Genomic DNA, 396 nt, shown 5'->3' with positions numbered 1-396 from the left:
GGCGTTAGGTTAATAAGGAGGATTCACATTGAAGTGTCCACATTGCGATAAAAAAATAAGTTTATTTTCTAAAACTCTGAATAAATTTGGCAAAGTTAAAGTATGCCCTCATTGCTCTGAACAATTTAAATCATTTATAAATTTTAAAGTGGCCGCCATTTTATTTATACCTGCTTTTGTATTATCGTTATTTGTTTTAAAGCCATTAATCATATCTCTTGGTCTCACCGGAGGTATTTCTACAGGTATTATGGGCGGATTACTTGTTTTATTATCTATGCGACTAAAGAAGCTAGATTAACCTAACAAGGCATTTAAACGGAAAATTTACAGTTGGCTGTTTTTCGTTCCTCAAACATTTTAGCCAACTATAATTTTCCGCTTAATGCGGCGTTA

Annotated in this window: 1 protein-coding gene; it reads left to right on the top strand. The window is 32.8% G+C overall.

The features are described 5' to 3' along the window. Positions 1 to 28: 28 nt before the first annotated feature. Positions 29 to 301, top strand: coding sequence for a hypothetical protein (locus tag H4J54_RS00020; protein WP_182188819.1), 273 nt, complete (start codon positions 29 to 31; stop codon positions 299 to 301). Positions 302 to 396: the final 95 nt, after the last annotated feature.

It is taken from the genome of Colwellia sp. MB3u-8 (assembly GCF_014076985.1).
Taxonomy (GTDB): Bacteria; Pseudomonadota; Gammaproteobacteria; order Enterobacterales; family Alteromonadaceae; genus Cognaticolwellia.
The sequence above is the reverse complement of the archived record's forward strand: the minus strand, read 5'-3'. Positions and strand labels throughout refer to the sequence as shown.